Origin of the sequence: Citrobacter sp. Cf125 (genome assembly GCF_030333935.1) — a bacterium.
Taxonomy (GTDB): Bacteria; Pseudomonadota; Gammaproteobacteria; order Enterobacterales; family Enterobacteriaceae; genus Citrobacter; species Citrobacter freundii.
On record NZ_JAOWEY010000022.1, the window covers coordinates 776,814 to 795,464 of the forward strand.

General features: G+C 51.9%; 15 protein-coding genes. 9 read left to right on the forward strand and 6 right to left on the reverse strand.

Annotation, left to right across the window (positions count from 1 at the left end; all coding sequences use genetic code 11):
- Positions 1–87: 87 nt before the first annotated feature.
- Positions 88–420: a YegP family protein gene (locus OGV89_RS08035; RefSeq protein ID WP_003841759.1), complete on the forward strand. Its 333-nt coding sequence runs from the start codon at positions 88–90 to the stop codon at positions 418–420.
- A 159-nt stretch (positions 421–579) separates the two neighbouring features.
- Positions 580–1,941, forward strand: a complete 1,362-nt coding sequence (gene trhP / locus OGV89_RS08040) for a prephenate-dependent tRNA uridine(34) hydroxylase TrhP (RefSeq protein WP_003844346.1) — start codon at positions 580–582, stop codon at positions 1,939–1,941.
- Positions 1,942–2,210: 269 nt separating this feature from the next.
- Here the strand turns inward: trhP and clpA are convergent, their stop codons facing one another.
- Both clpA and clpS read right to left on the reverse strand, forming a co-directional pair.
- Positions 2,211–4,487: an ATP-dependent Clp protease ATP-binding subunit ClpA gene (clpA, locus tag OGV89_RS08045; protein ID WP_003036804.1), complete on the reverse strand. Its 2,277-nt coding sequence runs from the start codon at positions 4,485–4,487 to the stop codon at positions 2,211–2,213.
- Positions 4,488–4,517: 30 nt separating this feature from the next.
- Positions 4,518–4,838 carry an ATP-dependent Clp protease adapter ClpS gene (clpS, locus tag OGV89_RS08050; protein ID WP_003036810.1) on the reverse strand — a complete coding sequence of 107 codons (321 nt, stop codon included), beginning with the start codon at positions 4,836–4,838 and terminating at the stop codon, positions 4,518–4,520.
- Positions 4,839–5,161: 323 nt separating this feature from the next.
- Here clpS and cspD point away from each other — a divergent pair, with 323 nt between their 5' ends.
- The gene (cspD, locus tag OGV89_RS08055; RefSeq protein WP_003036813.1) at positions 5,162–5,386 is read left to right on the forward strand and encodes a cold shock-like protein CspD; all 225 of its coding nucleotides are present in this window, start codon (positions 5,162–5,164) and stop codon (positions 5,384–5,386) included.
- Between the two features lie 74 nt (positions 5,387–5,460).
- Here cspD and macB read toward each other — a convergent pair whose 3' ends face one another.
- A complete protein-coding gene (gene macB, locus OGV89_RS08060) occupies positions 5,461–7,407 on the reverse strand; it encodes a macrolide ABC transporter ATP-binding protein/permease MacB (RefSeq protein WP_003840216.1) in 1,947 nt (648 codons plus the stop codon).
- On the reverse strand, positions 7,404–8,519 hold the full coding sequence (macA, locus tag OGV89_RS08065; RefSeq protein ID WP_016150621.1) for a macrolide transporter subunit MacA: 1,116 nt from the start codon (positions 8,517–8,519) through the stop codon (positions 7,404–7,406). Before macA ends, macB begins: the two co-directional genes overlap by 4 nt.
- A gap of 159 nt (positions 8,520–8,678) precedes the next feature.
- On the opposite strand from macA, the gene OGV89_RS08070 reads away from it, so the two are divergent.
- On the forward strand, positions 8,679–9,626 hold the full coding sequence (locus OGV89_RS08070) for a VirK/YbjX family protein (protein ID WP_286558492.1): 948 nt from the start codon (positions 8,679–8,681) through the stop codon (positions 9,624–9,626).
- On the opposite strand, the gene OGV89_RS08075 is transcribed toward OGV89_RS08070, so the two are convergent.
- Positions 9,623–11,281: an ATP-dependent endonuclease gene (locus OGV89_RS08075; RefSeq protein ID WP_003840210.1), complete on the reverse strand. Its 1,659-nt coding sequence runs from the start codon at positions 11,279–11,281 to the stop codon at positions 9,623–9,625. The genes OGV89_RS08070 and OGV89_RS08075 overlap by 4 nt on opposite strands.
- Before the next feature lie 371 nt (positions 11,282–11,652).
- Here OGV89_RS08075 and aqpZ point away from each other — a divergent pair, with 371 nt between their 5' ends.
- From aqpZ to OGV89_RS08100, 5 genes are all read left to right on the forward strand, one after another.
- Positions 11,653–12,348 carry an aquaporin Z gene (gene aqpZ / locus OGV89_RS08080; protein WP_003840208.1) on the forward strand — a complete coding sequence of 232 codons (696 nt, stop codon included), beginning with the start codon at positions 11,653–11,655 and terminating at the stop codon, positions 12,346–12,348.
- 144 nt (positions 12,349–12,492) lie between these two features.
- Positions 12,493–13,392 carry a LysO family transporter gene (locus tag OGV89_RS08085; RefSeq protein ID WP_016150624.1) on the forward strand — a complete coding sequence of 300 codons (900 nt, stop codon included), beginning with the start codon at positions 12,493–12,495 and terminating at the stop codon, positions 13,390–13,392.
- Positions 13,393–13,547: 155 nt separating this feature from the next.
- Positions 13,548–15,200: a hydroxylamine reductase gene (gene hcp, locus OGV89_RS08090; protein WP_044701892.1), complete on the forward strand. Its 1,653-nt coding sequence runs from the start codon at positions 13,548–13,550 to the stop codon at positions 15,198–15,200.
- Positions 15,201–15,210: 10 nt separating this feature from the next.
- Positions 15,211–16,179 carry an NADH oxidoreductase gene (gene hcr, locus OGV89_RS08095; protein ID WP_003027256.1) on the forward strand — a complete coding sequence of 323 codons (969 nt, stop codon included), beginning with the start codon at positions 15,211–15,213 and terminating at the stop codon, positions 16,177–16,179.
- Between the two features lie 199 nt (positions 16,180–16,378).
- Positions 16,379–17,992, forward strand: coding sequence for an FAD-NAD(P)-binding protein (locus OGV89_RS08100; RefSeq protein WP_200002845.1), 1,614 nt, complete (start codon positions 16,379–16,381; stop codon positions 17,990–17,992).
- A gap of 76 nt (positions 17,993–18,068) precedes the next feature.
- Here OGV89_RS08100 and OGV89_RS08105 read toward each other — a convergent pair whose 3' ends face one another.
- Positions 18,069–18,503 carry a DoxX family protein gene (locus OGV89_RS08105; protein WP_003840198.1) on the reverse strand — a complete coding sequence of 145 codons (435 nt, stop codon included), beginning with the start codon at positions 18,501–18,503 and terminating at the stop codon, positions 18,069–18,071.
- Positions 18,504–18,651: the final 148 nt, after the last annotated feature.

Here is an 18,651-nt window from a genome sequence, read left to right on the forward strand (position 1 = left end):
GCAACTCTCCAAATATCGCTCATACTCTTTCTGACAACACTGTCGTCAATAACTGTTTGATCTAAAACTTTTAATCAAGGAGTTCATATGGCTGGTTGGTTTGAATTAAGTAAAAGTAGCGATGATCAGTACCGCTTTGTTCTTAAAGCTGGGAACGGGGAAATAATCCTTACCAGCGAGCTTTACACTACCAAAGGCGCTGCGGAAAAAGGGATCGCATCTGTCCAGGCTAACAGCCCTCTGGATGAGCGTTATGAGAAAAAAACAGCGGCTAATGGAAAATTACATTTCAACCTGAAAGCTGCAAACCACCAGATTATTGGTAGCAGTCAACTGTATGCGAATGAACAGTCACGCGAGACCGGTATTACTTCGGTTAAGACCAATGGTGTCAGTCAGACGATAAAAGATAAGACCTGATAATTACTCGCTCAGCCGGGTAACGCAACGCTGTCGCCCGGCGTTTTTCTTTACCTGCCTTCCCTGCAGCGCTACAATGCCCGCCCTTAATATGGGGGCACTCCCCTAACCGCCTCATTGAGTGAGGCGAGTCTGACCTGTCATCAGAACGAGAAAATTATGTTTAAACCGGAACTCCTTTCCCCGGCGGGAACGCTGAAAAACATGCGTTACGCTTTCGCCTATGGCGCAGACGCTGTGTATGCGGGCCAACCGCGTTACTCACTGCGCGTACGCAACAACGAATTCAACCACGAAAACCTGCAGCTCGGTATTAATGAAGCCCATGAATTGGGTAAAAAATTCTATGTGGTGGTTAACATTGCCCCACATAATGCCAAGCTGAAGACCTTCATTCGTGATCTGAAACCGGTGGTGGAAATGGGGCCGGATGCACTGATCATGTCAGACCCTGGTCTGATTATGCTGGTGCGCGAAAACTTCCCTGACATGGACATTCACCTTTCGGTACAGGCTAACGCCGTAAACTGGGCGACGGTGAAATTCTGGAAGCAGATGGGGCTGACCCGCGTGATCCTCTCCCGTGAGCTGTCGCTGGAAGAGATTGAAGAGATCCGCACCCAGGTGCCGGATATGGAGCTTGAGATCTTCGTTCACGGCGCGCTGTGCATGGCCTACTCCGGCCGTTGCCTGCTCTCTGGCTACATCAACAAGCGTGACCCAAACCAGGGTACCTGTACCAATGCCTGCCGCTGGGAATACAACGTGCAGGAAGGGAAAGAAGATGTAGTGGGCAATATCGTGCATAAGTACGAGCCTATCCCGGTACAAAACGTCGAACCCACGCTGGGTATTGGCGCACCAACAGACAAAGTCTTTATGATTGAGGAAGCCCAGCGCCCGGGTGAGTACATGACCGCATTCGAAGACGAACACGGCACTTACATCATGAACTCAAAGGATTTACGTGCCATTGCCCACGTTGAACGCCTGACGCAGATGGGCGTGCATTCCCTGAAGATTGAAGGCCGCACCAAGTCGTACTATTACTGTGCACGTACCGCGCAAGTCTATCGTAAAGCCATTGATGATGCCGCAGCCGGTAAACCGTTCGACCCGCAACTGCTGGAAACGCTGGAGGGTCTGGCGCATCGTGGTTATACCGAAGGGTTCCTGCGCCGCCATACACATGACGACTATCAGAACTACGAATACGGCTTCTCTGTTTCCGAGCGTCAGCAGTTTGTCGGAGAATTCACCGGCGAACGTAAAGGTGAACTGGCGGCCGTGCTGGTAAAAAACAAATTCACCGTCGGCGACAGCCTGGAGCTGATGACCCCACAAGGCAATATCAACTTTACTCTCGAGCAGATGGAAAACGCGAAAGGCGAAGCCATGCCAGTTGCGCCGGGCGATGGTTACACCGTGTGGATGCCTGTACCAGAGGATATCGACCTGAATTATGCATTGTTGATGCGTAATTTTGCCAGCGAGTCCACACGTAACCCGCATGCTAAGTAGTTAATTACGGTTATTTTTCAGCGTTCGGAAGATTCTTAGAAATCGATCACATACCGTTTCGTTCATTAAGGGTATTATCCACTCCGCTGAAAAACATAACCCATAAATGCTAGCTGTACCAGGAACCACCTCCTTAGCCTGCGTAATCTCCCTTACGCAGGCTTATTTTTTGCCTGCCATTTAAACTCTCCGAATCTCCCCAATTCAAATCTTTACTTTCAGGCGAAAAAAAACCGGGCATTATGCCCGGCTCATTAGGTGATTAAAGATTAATGTGCTGCTTCTGGCTTGTGCTTTTGCGCACTCTGGAAACCATAGGTCAGCTCATTTTTCTCTTTATCCAGCGCAACGGTCACCTGACCGCCATCTACCAGCGAACCGAACAGCAGTTCGTTAGCCAATGGTTTTTTCAGGTTATCCTGGACAACACGCGTCATTGGACGTGCGCCCATTGCGCGGTCATAGCCTTTCTCTGCCAGCCAGTCACGAGCTTCCTGACTCACTTCAAGAGAGACACCTTTCTGATCCAGTTGAACCTGAAGCTCGACGATAAACTTATCAACAACCTGATGAATCACCTCGGTAGAGAGATGATCGAACCAGATAATGTTGTCGAGACGGTTACGGAATTCCGGCGTAAACACTTTTTTGATTTCGCCCATCGCATCAGTACTGTTGTCCTGATGAATCAACCCAATCGATTTACGCTCAGTTTCACGTACACCAGCGTTGGTGGTCATGACCAGCACCACGTTGCGGAAATCCGCTTTACGCCCGTTATTGTCGGTCAGCGTGCCGTTATCCATCACCTGCAGCAACAGGTTAAAGACATCCGGGTGCGCTTTTTCGATTTCATCCAGCAGCAGTACCGCATGCGGATGCTTAATAACAGCATCAGTCAGCAAACCGCCCTGGTCAAAACCGACATATCCTGGAGGCGCACCAATCAGACGGCTGACCGTGTGGCGTTCCATATACTCGGACATATCAAAACGCAGCAGTTCAATGCCGAGGGCTTTGGAGAGCTGCACCGTGACTTCGGTCTTACCGACGCCAGTTGGTCCGGCAAACAGGAACGAACCGACAGGCTTATGCTCGTGTCCCAGACCGGCACGGCTCATTTTGATCGCTTCAGTCAGCGCCTCAATGGCTTTATCCTGTCCGAATACCAGCATTTTCAGACGGTTGCCCAAGTTTTTCAGCGTGTCGCGATCGCTCTGCGATACGCTCTTCTCCGGGATCCGCGCAATGCGGGCCACCACGGACTCAATATCCGCCACGTTGACGGTTTTCTTGCGCTTGCTGACCGGCATCAGACGCGCACGTGCGCCCGCCTCATCAATCACGTCAATCGCTTTATCCGGCAGATGACGATCGTTAATGTATTTCACCGCCAGTTCGACCGCTGCACGCACCGCTTTGGCGGTATAGCGGACGTCATGGTGCGCTTCGTATTTCGGCTTCAGACCATTGATTATCTGCACGGTCTCTTCTACCGATGGTTCAGTGACATCGATTTTCTGGAAACGGCGCGCTAACGCACGGTCCTTTTCAAAGATATTGCTGAATTCCTGATAGGTTGTGGAGCCTATAACACGGATCTTACCGCTGGAGAGCAGCGGCTTGATCAGGTTAGCCGCATCCACCTGGCCGCCCGATGCCGCACCCGCACCGATAATGGTGTGGATCTCATCGATAAACAGAATGCTGTTAGTATCCTGTTCCAGCTGTTTCAGCAGCGCCTTAAAGCGTTTCTCAAAATCACCGCGATATTTAGTGCCTGCCAGCAGCGAGCCGATATCCAGGGAGTAAAGGGTGCAATCAGCCATGATTTCAGGCACATCACCCTGGACGATACGCCAAGCGAGGCCTTCGGCAATGGCGGTTTTACCGACACCAGACTCTCCCACCAGCAGCGGGTTGTTTTTTCTGCGACGGCACAGTACCTGAATGGCGCGCTCCAGCTCTTTGTCCCGGCCAATGAGCGGATCAATTCCGCCCACTCGGGCAAGCTGGTTAAGGTTAGTCGTGAAGTTCTCCATACGGTCCTCCCCGCCAGCTTGCTCTTCGTTATTTGGCTGATTCCCAGAGTCAGAAGACTGGCTGGGTTCATCTTTACGCGTGCCATGAGAGATAAAATTCACCACATCAAGACGACTTACTTCATGCTTACGCAGCAGATAAGCCGCCTGAGATTCCTGCTCGCTGAAGATAGCAACCAGCACATTTGCGCCGGTAACTTCATTGCGTCCGGAGGACTGAACATGAAAGACCGCACGTTGCAGTACACGCTGAAAACTCAACGTCGGCTGCGTGTCGCGCTCTTCCTCACTGGCAGGCAATACAGGTGTGGTCTGTTCAATGAAGGCTTCGAGTTCCTGACGGAGCGCCACCAGATCCACAGAACACGCTTCCAGCGCTTCGCGGGCCGACGGGTTACTGAGCAACGCCAGTAACAAGTGCTCGACGGTCATAAACTCATGTCGGTGCTCGCGCGCTCTGGCGAAAGCCATGTTTAAACTGAGTTCCAGTTCTTGATTGAGCATAGGCACCTCCCCCAATGTTTATGCCTGCATTCAGGCTTTTTCCAGCGTACACAGCAACGGATGCTCGTTCTCCCTCGCATATTTGTTCACCATCGCTACTTTGGTTTCAGCCACTTCGGCAGTAAACACGCCGCAAATCGCTTTGCCTTGATAGTGAACTGCAAGCATCAGTTGCGTTGCACGTTCTACATCATAAGAAAAGAATTTTTGTAACACGTCAATAACAAACTCCATCGGAGTGTAATCATCATTGACTAATATCACTTTATACATAGATGGCGGTTTTAGCGCGTCGCGCAATTTGTCTTCCGCCAGCAGATCGAAATCCAGCCAGTCGTTCGTCTTACCCATTGTCAGTCGTCATCTTCAGTTACGGTTTCCGGCAGAAAATCTTGCCGCTGACAAGCAGCCTATGCGCACAATCAATCTACCTCAAGTATTAGATAACTATCATCTATTAGTGCCATCCGCGACATCTGTCACATAACCGACAATAGCGTTAACTGCTTCAAATTTTGATGCATTTTTACCCTATTCTGTCTGCCTGGCGCTTGACGCCCCGCCTGATTTCTCTAAATTGTAGTTTCGAGAGTTGGCGAGGTTTTGAACAGCCCCCACTCCGCCACCGGTTCATTCCATCTTACTTATATAAGATTTACGAAGGATGTCGAAGTATGGAAACGGGTACTGTTAAGTGGTTCAACAACGCCAAAGGGTTTGGTTTCATTTGCCCCGAAGGCGGCGGCGAAGATATTTTCGCCCATTATTCCACCATTCAGATGGATGGTTACAGAACGCTAAAAGCCGGACAGTCTGTCCAGTTTGATGTCCACCAGGGGCCAAAAGGCAATCATGCCAGTGTCATCGTGCCTGTCATTGAAGCAGAAGCTGTCGCATAGCTCTTCTGTCTCATTGTGTACATCCTGCAGTCAAAATGCCAGCCTTTGCGGCTGGCATTTTTATCTCTGTGGCATTATTCCCGCGCCAGAGCATCTACTGGATCCAGACGTGCCGCATTCCGCGCCGGTAGCCAGCCAAACAACACCCCGGTTGCAGTCGAACACAGGAACGCCGTCAACAGCGCGACGGGTGAGAATCCAATTTCCCAGCCCGGCAGGAATAGCTGAAGTGTAAAGGCGATCAGCATCGACAGGCTAATGCCCAACGCGCCGCCAACCAGACACACTAACACCGCTTCAATTAAGAACTGTTGCAGCACATCACTGGCACGCGCGCCTACCGCCATACGAATGCCAATCTCACGCGTTCGTTCGGTTACCGAAACCAGCATAATATTCATCACGCCAATCCCACCAACCACCAGCGAAATCACCGCCACCAGCGTCAGGAAGAGTTGTAATGTACGTGTGGTCTTTTCAGCGGTTTTCAAGACACCGTCCATATTCCAGGTGAAGAAATCCTTCTTACCGTGGCGCAACGTCAACAGTCGGGTCAGTTGCTGTTCGGCCTGGGCACTGTCAAAACCATCCTTTACTCGCACGGTGATCGAGTTCAGCCACGACTGCCCCATAATTCGTCCGGACATGGTGCTGTAGGGCAGCCAGACCCGCAGGATCTTGCTACTGCCGAACATCGACTGTTTCTCTTCTGCAACGCCAATTACCGTGGCCGGCATATTTCCCACCAGCACGACTTCGCCGACAACTTTCGCTTTATTGGGGAACAACTGGCGCCGGGTATTACTGTCGAGCACCACCACCTGAGCGCGCCCCGCCAGTTGCTCGGCGTTAAAGGTGGTCCCTTCGCTAAATGTCATGCCATAGACGTTGAAATAGTCGCCGCTAACGCCGTTAGCACTGGCAGCAACGTCGATATTGCCATAGCGTAACCGCAGGTTCTTCGACACTGCAGGTGTTACCGAACTGACCCAGGGCTGCTTCTGTAGCGCCGTCAAATCGTCATACTTCAATGCCTGTTGATATTGCGGATCGTCGTCGCCGAAATCTTTGCCAGGATAGATATCAATGGTGTTAGTACCAATAGCGCGAATATCTGCCAGTACCAGTTGTTTAGCCGCATCGCCTACCACCACGATCGACACCACAGAAGCAATACCGATGATGATCCCAAGCATGGTGAGTAGCGTTCGCATCTTATTCGCAGCCATTGCCAGCCAGGCCATGGTAAGCGCTTCACGGAATCCGCTGACAAACTGGCTCCAGCCGGATGCCGTTTTCACCGTTGGCTCCGCGATATCGCGTCCACCAGAGGGTTTCTGTGGCGGCGGATTGCGCACAATCTCGCCGTCACGAATTTCAATGACCCGCTCGGCCTGTGCGGCAACCTGCGGGTCGTGCGTGACGATAATTACCGTGTGTCCGCGATCGCGCAGCTGATGCAAAATCGCCATCACCTCTTCGCCGGAATGGCTATCCAGTGCACCGGTGGGTTCGTCGGCAAGAATAACCTGTCCCCCGTTCATCAGTGCACGTGCGATACTGACCCGCTGCTGCTGACCACCGGAAAGTTGAGAAGGTTGATAATCAACCCTGTCGCCCAGACCCAGCCGCTGGAGTAATTCCTGCGCACGCGCCAGGCGCTGCTTACGCTCGGTGCCAGCGTAGACCGCAGGCACCTCGACATTTTGCGCCGCGGTTAAATGTGACAGCAAATGATAGCGCTGGAAGATAAAGCCGAAATGCTCACGGCGCAGCTGTGCCAGCGCATCGCTATCCAGCGTGGAGACATCCCGTCCGGCAACCCGATACGTACCGCTGGTAGGTTTGTCCAGACAGCCGAGAATGTTCATCAGCGTCGATTTACCCGAACCCGACGCCCCGACAATCGCCACCATTTCCCCGGCCTGAATGCTCAAGGATACGTCCTTCAACACCTCAACCTGGCCTTCACCTGAGGGATAGCTGCGGCGGATATGGCTCAGTTCAAGCAGTGCTGTCATTTTGCAGCTCCAGCGTTGCCCTCGCCGGTAATGACTTCATCACCCTCTTCCAGCCCTTTCACGATCTCCACATCGGTGTCATTCCGCGCACCGATAACCACTTCACGTTCGCGGGTTTCGCCGTTACGCAGTAGCCTGACGTTATAGCGGTTGTTACCAATAGGATCGCCCAGTGCCGACAGCGGGATCGTCAGAACATTTTTGACATCAGTGAGCTGGATATGGACCTGCGCGGTCATATCCAGACGCAGGATCCCTTTCGGATTGGGAACTTCGAAGCGGGCATAGTAGAAAATCGCATCATTCACTTTCTCTGGCGTCGGAAGAACATCTTTCAGCGTGCCTTCGTAGCGTGTCTGCGGATCGCCCAGTACGGTAAACCAGGCTTTTTGCCCAGGTTGCAGGTGAATTACATCAGCCTCAGAAACCTGCGCTTTTACCAGCATGGTGCTCATATCCGCCAGCGTCAGAATATTAGGTGCCTGCTGAGCGGCAATAACGGTTTGCCCTTGTAGGGTAGTAATTTGCGTTACTTCGCCTGCCATTGGCGCGACAATGCGGGTGTAATCAAGGTTGGTTTTTGCCGTATCGAGAGAAGCCTGATTACGTTTAATTTGCGCGTCAATTGCGCCAATTTGCGCCTGTTTGACCGCCATTTCGGTGGCCGCCGTGTCGAGATCCTGCTGTGAAACGGCCTGGGTTTTTGCCAGCTGTTGCTGACGGGAAAGCGTCACCCGCGCCAGTTTCCACTCAGCTTCTGCCTGTAAACGCTGGGCGCGCAATTCCATTAGCGTCGCTTCAACCTCTTTGATTTGGTTTTGCGCCTGTTCAGGATCGATTACGCCGAGCAACTGATCTTTTTTGACTTTATCGCCAATCGCGACCGACAGCGTTTTTAACTGCCCGCTGACCTGCGCCCCGACGTCAACTTTACGCAGCGCATCCAGTTTACCGGTAGCCAGCACGCTTTGCTGCAGATCGCCCGGACGAACAATTAATGTTTGATACTGAGGTAAAGGCGCATTAAGCGTTCGCCAAAGTGCAATTACCGCCACAATAAGGATGATGGCGAACAGAAAATAGCGTTTTTTGATTTTTCCCTTGAGCTTCATAAATGTCCCAATTCCCCCAATACGTCCACCAGAGTGGAGTGCTAAACATCAACGTTAAATAAATCGCCGTTGAAAAGCGCAAGAATAACAGAGTTATTGATGAATGGTTAAGATCCGCTGTGCTGAAATTAGTACCAGGGTATCAATCGGATTTATATTATGAGTCAACTAACTGAAAGCACTTTTCTTTCCACCAAACCCGTCACCAGCTTTGGTCTTTTTTACAGCCTGAGCAGCGGTCATTTACGTCCCGCACATTGCTGGGATAAGCGGAGCTTTCGTCGTAAGTTTATCTGGCGCTCACTCTTGATACCTCGCCTCACCCAGGAATGGATGACAGAACTGTCCCAATGGCCGGATCTTGAAAACCTGCTATCCCACCAACCCCGATTGCCGGTGCGTTTGCATCGTCCTTACCTTGCCGCAAACTTCACCCGTAAAATGCGTTTAGACGCGGTGCGTTTTCATTATAATGTTATCCGCCATGCATTTTTACCCGCAGAATTTAACGCCTTATTAAGCAATGACGGCTTACAACTGGCGCAAATTGAAGGCAAAGATGGCGATATATTTACCGTAACCATGATGATGTTCCCGGTGCTGGATAAAGAGGGAGAGAGCACTATTCAGGTGCAAAATGGCGACGGCGACGTGCTGACTAAAATGACGTTTACGTTCTGCGAATATAATGGCAAAAGTACATTATTTATTGGCGGTGTACAGGGCAATGCGCAACTTCCTCACGAAGCAATCCAAAAAGCGACCAAGTCCTGTCACGGGATATTCCCAAAACGTATTGTAATGGAAGCCATTTGCCGGTTAGCAGAACGATTGAATATCGATAATGTTATGGCAGTCAGCAATGAACAGCATATCTTTCGCAGCCAACGCTACCACGATAAAAATAAGATAATTCATTCCGACTACAACGCATTTTGGGAATCGGTTGGCGGCGAGTGCGACAGACACGGGTACTATCATATTCCGCGCACGCTGGCGCGAAAAAGCGAGGCGGATATTGCCAGCAAAAAACGCGCAGAATACCGCCGCCGCTATCAGCTACTGGACAGCATCCATTCGCAGCTGTCGTCGATGTTTCACCACTAATCCGCCCTGCCGCGTGCCAGCCACAGCACGCGGGAAAACATTTTTCGCAGCAGCGTTGGCACTGCGTCAACGCCGCGCCGCCCGGCTTCCATCGCTACCTCAATGGCTAAATCCGGTTTTGACGAACGATGTATCGCCTTGGAGATAATTTTGCGCATGTTCATGGGCACGTTCTCCGGGATTTGTGCCACCCGGTGAAAGACATCAGCAAACCCCTGGCGATACATAAAGTGTTCCATATCCAGCGCGGGGAGCATGGTTAAATGATCGCGCTCTTCCTCTCTGTCGTTATTCAACAAACCGCGCACCGTGGCCGCATACTTTTTCCCGGCTTCATCACCATCGACCAGCACATGCCACTCGATACCCATCCGGCGGGCGAATTTAACCAGCGGCTTAAGACCGGACTGGGCGAATTCAATTACCTTAATCCCTTCTGCATCAAAGTGATGTCCGCACTGACGGGCCAGTTCGTTAATAACCCAAGTTTCCGTTTCGCCTTCTACCAGCAACCAGCAGCGGGCAAACAACGATGACGCACGATTAAAACGAATATGAAATGCGATTCGCCGACCATCTTCTGCACTGATCCCACCCGGCCCCAGCCGCCAGGCGGCAACGCGGGATGATTCACGTACCAGACGAACAACATGTTCCACGGGAGTAAGGGACAACAGTTCACCGGAGTTGGTTGTCGCCACTCGCTGCAGAGGCAGTAAATTCAACAAGTGCCAGGCCACCGAAAGCATGATGGGATGTAAACGCGTTTCAGGATCTTCCACCAGCAATAAAGGTCGGGCGTCTTTATCCAGCCTCAGCGTGCCTTTGGCCTGCAACAGGGTCGAAAACAGGCCCAACAGAATAACCCGGTGCGTACGTCCGCCGGGTTTATCAATCATGCGGTTAATAATGTCCAGATAGCGCCAGCTCCGTTGTTCGTTATTGGAGCGACGGCGCATCAGACGGTAGCGGGACTGGCCAGCCCCTTGCTCGGAAAAATAGTGCTCCAACAACTGCACCATGGCCGATAACCCCTGGCGGATCTGTCCGTCGGTCAGGTTTTGCGGTCGGGTAGCCAGCTCACGCGCCAGAAAATCCAGTTGGCGGGCGGTGACTTCGACGTCCGCCGAATCCGGCACGGTACCGTTGCGGATCCGGCGCATAAATCGCGCGTCGCGCAGACGCAGTACCGGCATCAGGCGCACAAGATGCCGCGCCTGATCGTTAATGTCATCGAGAGGTAATGGATGGCCGTCGCCGTCAAGAAAACTGCGCAAGGTCAGAACGCTACCGTCATCCGCACACTCGCCTTCCAGACGATAAAAAATGCGGTGATAGCCATCCTGGCACGGCGTCCAGCTGGCTTCCAGAGGGCGATAGCGACGTACCCGGTGACGCCCCGGCTGGGATTCACGAAACGTCAGGATAATGTGCAGGTGGTGTTCCCGGCCCTGTATGTCGCCCGGCGGGAACCAGAAATCCTCGCGGACAAAATGATACAAGTCTGGCTCCGGCGACAGCAGCAGGGTTAAGGCATCCAGCAGACTGGATTTACCCCACGCGTTCTCCCCAATCAGCACGTTGCTCTGCTCCAGCATCAACGACAGACGGTTAATACCACGAAATCCAACAATCTCAACGCGTTCGAGAATCATATAGCCTCCGGAAATGCTAACTTTTTCCTTCAAGTTATCAGGAGTATAACGGCAAGCGGGGGCTCAGGACACCCGATATCAATCTGGCGTGAATCGCAAAAGCAAAAAAAATAAGAATATTCTTCTTATGTTTTCTCCTGAATATAATTTCAGAACTTAATCATCGTCCTTTCGCTAATTGGACTATGCTTCATTCACCCAAGATTCAAAAAGGAATCGCAACATATTGCCTTAAATCAAATTTTTTCATCAATTTAACTGGCGAAGGGATGATATTTTTTTCTAAAATACCCGCTCTTTCATCATCGTCCCTTTTAGCGATGAATTACCGGGCAAGGAATACGAACCCGGAACTTTTAATTGAGGTGGTTATGTTCAGGAAATTAGCAGCTGAATTCTTCGGTACGTTTTGGCTCGTTTTTGGTGGGTGCGGTAGTGCAGTGCTGGCAGCCGCATTCCCGGAATTGGGAATTGGATTTGCCGGTGTCGCGCTGGCATTCGGCCTGACCGTATTAACCATGGCATTCGCCGTGGGTCATATTTCAGGTGGGCATTTTAACCCGGCGGTAACCTTCGGTTTATGGGCTGGCGGTCGTTTCCCGGCAAAAGATGTTATTGGTTACGTTATTGCTCAGGTTGTAGGCGGTATTGTTGCAGCAGCGGCACTGTATCTTATTGCCAGCGGTAAAGCGGGTTTTGATGCAACGGCCAGTGGTTTTGCATCAAACGGCTTTGGTGAACATTCACCAGGCGGTTATTCCATGCTTTCTGCCGTCGTCATTGAAATTATTCTGACCGCAGGCTTCTTATTAGTGATCCACGGCGCGACCGATAAACATGCTCCGGCAGGTTTTGCACCTATCGCAATTGGTCTGGCGTTAACTTTGATCCACTTGATCAGTATTCCAGTCACCAACACCTCCGTAAACCCGGCACGTAGTACCGCAGTAGCCATTTTCCAGGGCGGCTGGGCATTGCAACAATTGTGGTTCTTCTGGGTTATGCCGATTATCGGTGGGGTACTCGGCGGCCTTATTTACCGCACTCTGCTGGAAAAACGCGATTAATCGCTAACAAAAAAGGCCTGGCGCAAGTCAGGTCTTTTTTATCCTCTCTATATTTCCTTTTATTTGCAACTTTACTCCCCTCTTTGCTTTGAGTAGTGTGTGCTAGCGCATTTCGTCTTACTTCTCAGCAAGGATCTGGTTTTCATGTTTTCAGGGCTGTTAATCATTCTGGTTCCCCTTATTGTGGGCTACCTTATTCCGCTCCGGCATAGGACTGCATTACAACTTATCAATCGCCTGTTGAGCTGGATCGTCTACCTTATTCTCTTTTTTATGGGTATTAGCCTGGCGTTTCTGGATAATCTCGCCAGCAACCTGTTAGCTATTCTTCATTATTCTGCGGTCAGCGTGACGGTCATTATACTGTGTAATATTGCGGCGCTGTTCTGGCTGGAGCGTTCGCTGCCCTGGAGACACAACCACAAGCAAGAAAAACTCCCCTCGCGAATTGCAATGGCGCTTGAGTCGCTCCAGCTTTGCGGCGTCGTCGTCATCGGTTTCCTGCTCGGCCTCACTGGGCTTCCCATTCTGCAGCATGCCACCGAAGCCAGCGAATATACGTTAATCTTTTTACTGTTCCTGGTGGGGATCCAACTGCGCAACAGCGGTATGACCTTAAAGCAAATTGTACTGAACCGTCGGGGGATGATCGTAGCCGTCGTCGTCGTCGCCAGTTCGATGCTGGCGGGGGTTATCAATGCATTGATCCTCGGTCTGCCGCTGAAAACCGCGCTGGCGATGGCATCAGGTTTTGGCTGGTATTCCCTGTCCGGTATTCTGTTGACCGAATCGTTCGGACCCGTAATTGGTAGTGCCGCCTTCTTTAACGACCTGGCCCGTGAACTGATCGCCATTATGTTGATTCCAGGAATGGTGGGCCGCAGCCGCTCTACCGCGCTGGGATTATGCGGCGCGACATCAATGGATTTCACCCTGCCCGTTTTACAACGCAGCGGCGGCCTGGAAATGGTCCCGGCAGCCATCGTCCACGGCTTTATTTTGAGTCTGTTAGTGCCTCTGCTGATGGCGTTTTTCTCCGCCTGACGCTCGGGCAAATACCTCTCTGGCGGTAGTCAGCTACCGCCAAAATTGCGCTAAATCAATCTCCCTGCAAGTAGTAGCAGAAATCCCTTTTATCCCTACGCGCACAGGCATAATCTTAAACATGTATATTAAATATAACTTTAAAAGGTGTGACCATGTTTTGTGTGCAATGTGAACAAACCATCCGTACTCCGGCAGGAAACGGCTGCTCTTACGCGCAGGGTATGTGCGGTAAAACGGCTGAAACCTCCGATTTGCAGGATCTGCTGATTGCTTCCCTACAAGGTCTGTCTGCATGGGCTGTTAAAGCACGTGAATACGGCATCATCGACCATGAGGTTGATAACTTTGCGCCGCGTGCGTTCTTCTCCACGCTGACTAACGTAAACTTCGATTCCCCGCGTATTGTTGGCTATGCCCGTGAAGCTATCGCCATGCGCGACGCCCTGAAAGCACAATGCCTGGCTAAAGACGCTAACGCCACCGTCGATAACCCGATGGCCGATCTGCAACTGGTCAGCGACGATCTGGGCGACCTGCAACGTCAGGCCGCTGAATTCACCCCGAATAAAGACAAAGCGACCATCGGCGATAATATCCTCGGCCTGCGTCTGCTGTGTCTGTACGGCCTGAAAGGTGCGGCAGCTTACATGGAGCACGCCCACGTTCTTGGTCAGTACGACAACGATATCTATGCTCAGTACCACAAAATCATGGCGTGGCTGGGTACCTGGCCTTCCGATATGAACGCTCTGCTGGAGTGTTCAATGGAAATCGGCCAAATGAACTTCAAAGTGATGAGCATTCTGGACGCCGGTGAAACCACTAAATACGGTCACCCGACCCCGACTCAGGTCAACGTAAAAGCAACCGAAGGTAAGTGCATCCTGATCTCCGGTCACGACCTGAAAGATCTCTACAACCTGCTTGAGCAGACTGAAGGCACCGGTGTTAACGTTTATACCCACGGTGAAATGCTGCCAGCACACGGCTATCCGGAACTGCGTAAGTTCAAACACCTAATCGGTAACTACGGCAGCGGCTGGCAGAACCAGCAGGTTGAATTCGCCCGCTTCCCTGGCCCAATCGTGATGACTTCTAACTGCATCATCGACCCAACCGTTGGCGCCTACGACGACCGTATCTGGACCCGTAGCATCGTCGGCTGGCCGGGCGTGAGTCACCTTGAAGGTGACGATTTCGGTCCGGTTATCGCACAGGCGCAGCAGATGGCTGGCTTCCCGTACAGTGAAATTCCGCACCTGATCACCGTAGGTTTCGGTCGTCAGACCCTGCTGGGCGCTGCTGATACCCTGATCGACCTGGTGAGCCGCGAAAAACTGCGTCACATCTTCCTGGTTGGCGGTTGTGACGGCGCACGTGGTGAACGTAACTACTTCACCGACTTCGCCACCAGCGTACCAGACGACTGCCTGATTCTGACCCTTGCTTGCGGTAAATACCGTTTCAACAAACTGGAATTCGGCGATATCGAAGGTCTGCCGCGTCTGGTCGATGCCGGTCAGTGTAACGATGCCTACTCTGCCATTATCCTGGCGGTAACCCTGGCTGAGAAACTGGGCTGTGGCGTGAACGATCTGCCGCTGTCTCTGGTACTCTCCTGGTTCGAACAGAAAGCGATTGTTATTCTGCTGACCCTGCTGTCTCTGGGCGTGAAAAACATCGTAACTGGCCCGACTGCGCCTGGTTTCTTCACACCGGATCTGCTGGCAGTTCTCAACGAGAAATTTGGTCTGCGTTCCGTGACCACCGTTGAAGAAGACATGAAGCAACTGCTGAGCGCGTAAGGAGTAAAGAATGACAATGCCAACTCATCAGTGCCCATGGCGGATGCAGGTTCACCACATCCATCAGGAAACGCCGGATGTATGGACAATTTCGTTGCTGTGCCACGATTATTATCCTTACCGCGCCGGGCAGTATGCACTGGTCAGCGTACGTAATTCAGCGGATACGCTGCGTGCTTACACCATTTCCTCAACGCCGGGCGTTAGCGAGTACATTACGTTGACCATCCGCCGGATTGACGATGGTGCAGGTTCACAGTGGCTAACCCGCGACGTGAAGCGCGGCGACTATATCTGGCTGTCCGATGCCATGGGTGAGTTCACCTGTGAAGATAAAGCGGAAGACAAGTTCCTGATGCTGGCCGCAGGCTGTGGTGTTACGCCAATCATGTCAATGCGTCGCTGGTTGGCAAAGTACCGCCCGCAAGCGGATGTACAGGTAATCTTTAACGTGCGCTCGCCGCAAGATGTCATTTTTGCCGACGAGTGGCGTGAATATCCGGTGACATTAGTTGCTGAAAACAATGCCACCGAAGGTTTTGTTTCCGGCCGACTGACTACCGAACTGCTGAAAAGCGTACCGGATCTGACCTCGCGTACCGTGATGACCTGTGGCCCGGCACCGTATATGGATCTGGTCGAGAAAGAAGTCAAAGCACTGGGTGTGACGCGCTTCTTTAAAGAGCAGTTCTTCACACCTGTTGCCGAAGCCGCCACCAGTGGTCTGAAGTTTACTAAGCTACAGCCGGCGAAAGAGTTCTATGCGCCGGTGGGCAGTACGCTGCTGGAAGCGCTGGAAAGCAACAAGGTTCCGGTTGTCGCCGCATGCCGTGCAGGCGTTTGCGGCTGCTGCAAAACCAAAGTGGTTGACGGTAACTACACGGTCAGCAGCACCATGACGCTGACCGACGCAGAAATCGCTGAAGGTTATGTGCTGGCCTGTTCCTGCCATCCGCAGGGTGATTTAGTGCTGGCGTAATTGGCCGGTATCTGATGTGCAAAAGGCTGCCTGGCTGTACCGGGTGGCCTTTTTTATGCTCTCAGGCGCTGCAAAATTCTGATATTTTCACTCTCCCCGGCAAAATACCTCCTTCCCCCGTAAATTATCGACCACACTTACCCTTCGCAGATTAAGCATAATCCAGGACTACCACGTCGAACTTTCTACAAGGATCCCCATGAAAAAAGTGGCCATTGTCGGCGTCGGTCCCACCGGCATTTATACGTTTCATGCCCTGGTTGAGCGCGGTGAACCGCTGGAAATAGAGCTTTATGAGCAAGCTGAACAGGCGGGCGTTGGCATGCCTTATAACAGCGACAACAACGCAGACTTCATGCTGGCAAATATAGCCAGCATAGAGATCCCACCGATTTATATCAGTTATCTGACGTGGCTACAGAATCAAAGTGATGACTATCTGGCGCAGTTTCGGATTGAACGTAATTCTTTGCATGAACGGCAATTTTTGCCCCGCGTGATCCTCGGTGACTATTATCGCGATCGTTTATTCGCTATCGTCGAGAAAGCGCGAGGCTCAGGCTTGGCGATTAGCATAAACGAATCAAGCGAAGTCACCGACCTGCGCGCAAACCCGAATGGGGTCTCTCTGTGGATCAATCATGCTTCACAGCCTGTCGAGGTGGACTTCGCCGCTATCGCCACCGGTCATCTGTGGCCTGAAACGGATGTACAGACACGGAAGTTTTTCCCCAGCCCGTGGACAGGTCTAATGGACGTCCAGATTAGCGCTTGCCGGGTAGGAATTCTCGGCACCTCGCTCAGCGCGATTGACGCAGCGATGGCCGTGGCCTGCCAACACGGTGCCTTCACCACCGGGGCTGATAACGCACTCCAGTTTATCTGTAAATCCGACAGCCAAAGCCTGAAGCTGACCCTAATGTCGCGCAGCGGTGTGCTGCCTGAAGCGGATTTTTACTGCCCTCTGCCCTATGAATCGTTGAATATCGCAACGCCTGAAGCAATTGAAGACGTCATTGTCCATGGGCAAAAAGGATTACTGGACCGCATTTTCCGGATTATTGTACAACAACTGCAAGATGCAGCTCCGCAATGGAGCCAAGAGATAGCACTTGAGACACTCAACGCCGACACATTCCCCGAGGCCTACTTTGCCGACAGGCTTGAGCACGATCCTTTTGAATGGGCGAAGCGCAACCTGATTGAAGTTGAACGCAACAAACAGGAACAGCGTACCGTCGCATGGCGCTATACCCTGCTGCGGCTACACGAGGTAATCGAAGAGATCGTCCCACATCTTGATCTGCCTGATGAAAAGCGCTTTAAGCAAGGACTGGCGCGCGTGTTTATCGATAATTATGCGGCAATCCCGTCTGAATCAGTCCGCCGACTGCTGGCTCTGCACGACGCCGGGATGATTGAGATCCTCACACTTGGTGCGGATTATGAGCGTACGAATGAGCAGGAAATGACGGTAATTTACCACCACGGTCGACGCAGCGAATTCGATGTGTTTATTGACGCCCGAGGGCAACGGGCATTGCAGAGCAAAGATATCCCTTTCCCAACGCTACGCGATCAACTGCTGGCCTGTGGCGATGAGATCCCGGATATCGGCGAAGATTACACGCTGCAAGCGCCGGAAAACGCCCGCAATCGCATCGCTTTTGGCGGGCTGCCGTGGTTGATGCACGATCGTCCGTTTATTCAGGGACTGGTTGTCAGCGCTGAAATAGGCGCCGCGATGGCAAGGGCATTGACGCAGCGAGCGCTGAGACGTCGGCACAAACTATGGAACAGTGATGACATATAGATTAGCGACAGATTGAACGACGAGGCGGGCAAACCGTCAGCGCACCCCCGCCTCGGTATTGACTCTCAAATGGTAACTATCGCCAGGCAGAATTTCCTGCAACGGAGTAACGCCCCGCCCCCAAAAACGCCACGGCCAGCGCACCGATGAAGAAATACACCAGACTTTCAATCGCCCATGCACCGGTTTTATCCAGTGTCCAGGTTTCGCCCATCCCGACCATCAGCCATGCCACAACCATCGTAAACGCCAGCCCCAACGCCGCCGGACGCGTCAGGATGCCTAGAATAATCAGACACGGCGCTACAACCTCTCCCAGCAGAACGCCGTACGCAATAAAGCCCGGGAAACCTTTCGCTATCAACATGCCGCTGATGCCATCAATACCAGCAAACAGTTTATGCAGCCCATGAAACAGCATCAGCCCACCGACGGCAAGGCGTAACAAAAACTTGCCAAAATCTTCGTGAGTCAGTACTCGGTTAACTGAATTTAATAGTTTTATAACCATTTGAATTTATTCCTTGTTTCACCATGTCCAATAACAAACTACGCTTAATACAGGTTAAATGAAACCTGCCGGAAATAAGGGGGAAATGAGAAGCATAACGATTATCTTCATCTAAACTTGTAACCGGTATCACATTAGAGGAGAAGGA

Coding starts and splice junctions, on each gene's coding strand:
- aqpZ (WP_003840208.1), top strand. CDS start 11,653: ATGTTCAGGAAATTAGCAGCTGAATTCTTCGGTACGTTTTGGCTCGTT.
- OGV89_RS08070 (WP_286558492.1), top strand. CDS start 8,679: ATGAGTCAACTAACTGAAAGCACTTTTCTTTCCACCAAACCCGTCACC.
- cspD (WP_003036813.1), top strand. CDS start 5,162: ATGGAAACGGGTACTGTTAAGTGGTTCAACAACGCCAAAGGGTTTGGT.
- macB (WP_003840216.1), bottom strand. CDS start 7,407: ATGACAGCACTGCTTGAACTGAGCCATATCCGCCGCAGCTATCCCTCA.
- OGV89_RS08105 (WP_003840198.1), bottom strand. CDS start 18,503: ATGGTTATAAAACTATTAAATTCAGTTAACCGAGTACTGACTCACGAA.
- OGV89_RS08100 (WP_200002845.1), top strand. CDS start 16,379: ATGAAAAAAGTGGCCATTGTCGGCGTCGGTCCCACCGGCATTTATACG.
- hcr (WP_003027256.1), top strand. CDS start 15,211: ATGACAATGCCAACTCATCAGTGCCCATGGCGGATGCAGGTTCACCAC.
- clpA (WP_003036804.1), bottom strand. CDS start 4,487: ATGCTCAATCAAGAACTGGAACTCAGTTTAAACATGGCTTTCGCCAGA.
- macA (WP_016150621.1), bottom strand. CDS start 8,519: ATGAAGCTCAAGGGAAAAATCAAAAAACGCTATTTTCTGTTCGCCATC.
- hcp (WP_044701892.1), top strand. CDS start 13,548: ATGTTTTGTGTGCAATGTGAACAAACCATCCGTACTCCGGCAGGAAAC.
- clpS (WP_003036810.1), bottom strand. CDS start 4,838: ATGGGTAAGACGAACGACTGGCTGGATTTCGATCTGCTGGCGGAAGAC.
- OGV89_RS08085 (WP_016150624.1), top strand. CDS start 12,493: ATGTTTTCAGGGCTGTTAATCATTCTGGTTCCCCTTATTGTGGGCTAC.
- trhP (WP_003844346.1), top strand. CDS start 580: ATGTTTAAACCGGAACTCCTTTCCCCGGCGGGAACGCTGAAAAACATG.
- OGV89_RS08035 (WP_003841759.1), top strand. CDS start 88: ATGGCTGGTTGGTTTGAATTAAGTAAAAGTAGCGATGATCAGTACCGC.
- OGV89_RS08075 (WP_003840210.1), bottom strand. CDS start 11,281: ATGATTCTCGAACGCGTTGAGATTGTTGGATTTCGTGGTATTAACCGT.